General features: G+C 39.9%; 1 protein-coding gene and 5 tRNA genes. All 6 read left to right on the plus strand.

The genetic code is table 11. The features are described 5' to 3' along the window. The first annotated feature begins 39 nt into the window (after nt 1-39). The 6 genes from H5117_RS20185 to H5117_RS20210 all read left to right on the plus strand — a co-directional run bounded on the left by H5117_RS20185 (nt 40) and on the right by H5117_RS20210 (nt 1,962). A tRNA-Lys gene (locus H5117_RS20185) sits at nt 40-115 on the plus strand. A 24-nt stretch (nt 116-139) separates the two neighbouring features. Continuing rightward, a tRNA-Lys gene (locus tag H5117_RS20190) sits at nt 140-215 on the plus strand. A gap of 84 nt (nt 216-299) precedes the next feature. Next, a tRNA-Lys gene (locus H5117_RS20195) sits at nt 300-375 on the plus strand. Between the two features lie 63 nt (nt 376-438). After that, nucleotides 439-514, plus strand: a tRNA-Lys gene (locus H5117_RS20200). Between the two features lie 141 nt (nt 515-655). Further along, a complete protein-coding gene (gene nadA, locus H5117_RS20205) occupies nt 656-1,696 on the plus strand; it encodes a quinolinate synthase NadA (RefSeq protein ID WP_002962419.1) in 1,041 nt (346 codons plus the stop codon). A gap of 176 nt (nt 1,697-1,872) precedes the next feature. Then, nucleotides 1,873-1,962 (plus strand) — tRNA-Ser (locus tag H5117_RS20210). Nucleotides 1,963-2,391 lie beyond the last annotated feature (429 nt).

Raw genomic sequence — 2,391 nt, forward strand, 5'->3', positions numbered from 1 at the left:
TACGTAAGCTTCATTCATAATTGAATAAGTGCATAGAGCGGGTTATTAGCTCAGTTGGTAGAGCAGTTGACTTTTAATCAATTGGTCGATGGTTCAAATCCATCATAACCCACCATTCTATGAAAAGTTATATAAGAGCGGGTCATTAGCTCAGTTGGTAGAGCAGTTGACTTTTAATCAATTGGTCGATGGTTCAAATCCATCATGACCCACCATTCTTTTATTCCTTGTGAATAGAATTTGGCATCAGTCGGCGGATATACGTAAGCTTCATTCTTAATTGAATAAGTGCATAGAGCGGGTTATTAGCTCAGTTGGTAGAGCAGTTGACTTTTAATCAATTGGTCGATGGTTCAAATCCATCATAACCCACCATTCTATGACAGTTTAATCGGCGGATTTACGCAAGCTTTTTACAAAGCAGATTTATATTAGAGCGGGTCATTAGCTCAGTTGGTAGAGCAGTTGACTTTTAATCAATTGGTCGATGGTTCAAATCCATCATGACCCACCACTCTCTAATACTTTCCTTTATATTCTTTTTTAATTTCCCACTTTATTTTTTATAAACAGCCTTACTAGTTCGCTGTTATTTGCTTTCATATTCTCGTATAATTCGCCCTAATTAATGCACTGTAGATAAGTGGTCGAGAACATGAGTCTAGCTCAAACTATTATGCCTGAAGGTTATATTTTTCCCCCTAAGCCAGCACCGTTAACACAAGACGAGCAAGGCGAATATAAAGCGCGTATAAAACAATTACTAAAAGATAAAAATGCAGTACTTGTTGCCCATTATTATACCGATCCTGAAATTCAAGCACTTGCTGAAGAAACCGGCGGCTGCGTTGCCGACTCGCTAGAAATGGCGCGTTTTGGCGCACGTCACGATGCAGATATGATTATTGTTGCGGGCGTAAAATTTATGGGCGAAACTGCCAAAATTTTAACGCCAAATAAAACGGTTGTTATGCCAACGCTTGAAGCAACATGTTCGTTAGATATTGGCTGCCCGATAGACGAGTTCTCTGCGTTTTGCGATCAGCACCCTGATCGTAAAGTAGTTGTATATGCAAACACCTCTACGGCTGTTAAAGCACGTGCAGATTGGATTGTAACTTCATCCTGTGCACTTGAAATAGTAGAGCACCTCGATGAGCAAGGCGAAAAAATCATTTGGGGCCCAGATAAGCACCTTGGTAGTTATATTCAAAAAAATACCGGTGCTGATATGCTTATGTGGAATGGCGCATGTATTGTACATGACGAGTTTAAAACAAAAGCACTCAAAGACATGAAAGCGCTACACCCAGATGCAGGCGTTTTAGTTCATCCTGAGTCACCAGCAGAAATAGTTGCTCTTGCCGATTCAGTTGGATCTACGAGCCAATTAATCAAAGCAGCGCAAACAATGGACAATAAAAAGTTTATTGTAGCAACTGATCGCGGCATCTTTTATAAAATGCAGCAACTATGTCCAGATAAAGAGTTTTTTGCGGCTCCTACGGCAGGTGAGGGCGCTTCATGTAAAAGTTGCGCTCATTGCCCTTGGATGGCAATGAATGGCTTAAAAGCGATTGAAGAAGCCCTCATAAGTCCTAAAGGCAAAGAAGTATTCGTTGATATGGATTTACGCGAAGGCGCTCTTAAATCCTTAAATCGCATGCTTGAGTTTACTGCGAGCATGGCTAAGTAACTTTTAGAGTATAAATTAAAAACGGTTAAGTCTTAGATTTAGCCGTTTTTTTGTGCCTATAGGTAAGTGTTGCTTGATTAGTAAGCATTTAAAGGCCCAAATTTAAAAATGCCTTGCACCTTAAGGGTCTATTTCATACTATAGCGCGCTGTTGCATTACACAATTGCAGCACCGTGGAGGGATGGCTGAGTGGCTGAAGGCGCACGCCTGGAAAGTGTGTTTAGGTTTATCCCTAACGAGGGTTCGAATCCCTCTCCCTCCACCATTATAAATTATTGAAAATAAAAGAATAAGTGCGTCAAATCCTCCTTTATTCTGCTCGGTGGTTCAATCGAGTGGTGCAATGTACTTAATCAAAGATAGAAATAATACTTATTATACTAGAATCCCTCTTCCTAAAGCATTACGGGACAGTGGATATCCATTTTCTGTAAAAATCTCCTTGAAGACCAAGGTCAGATCTATAGCAGTTGATAGAAATCTTTCAACCTCACTTTTTATTCGACGATTACTTCCTTATGTTTACTCTTGCGCCCCTGTTAATCAGTTCTCAGTGTAGTGGTACAGTGATTTTGGCCACCCATTAAGAAAGAAATGTTATGCTGATAAGCATACAAATTTGGGTGAAAAAATGACGAAATTAAAACGTGCAACGTATTCTGCAGCAATCAAATTAGAAACAGCTCAGCTTGTA

It is taken from the genome of Pseudoalteromonas sp. SG45-1 (genome assembly GCF_014164135.1).
GTDB lineage: Bacteria > Pseudomonadota > Gammaproteobacteria > Enterobacterales > Alteromonadaceae > Pseudoalteromonas > Pseudoalteromonas distincta.

Coding starts and splice junctions, on each gene's coding strand:
- nadA (WP_002962419.1), top strand. CDS start 656: ATGAGTCTAGCTCAAACTATTATGCCTGAAGGTTATATTTTTCCCCCT.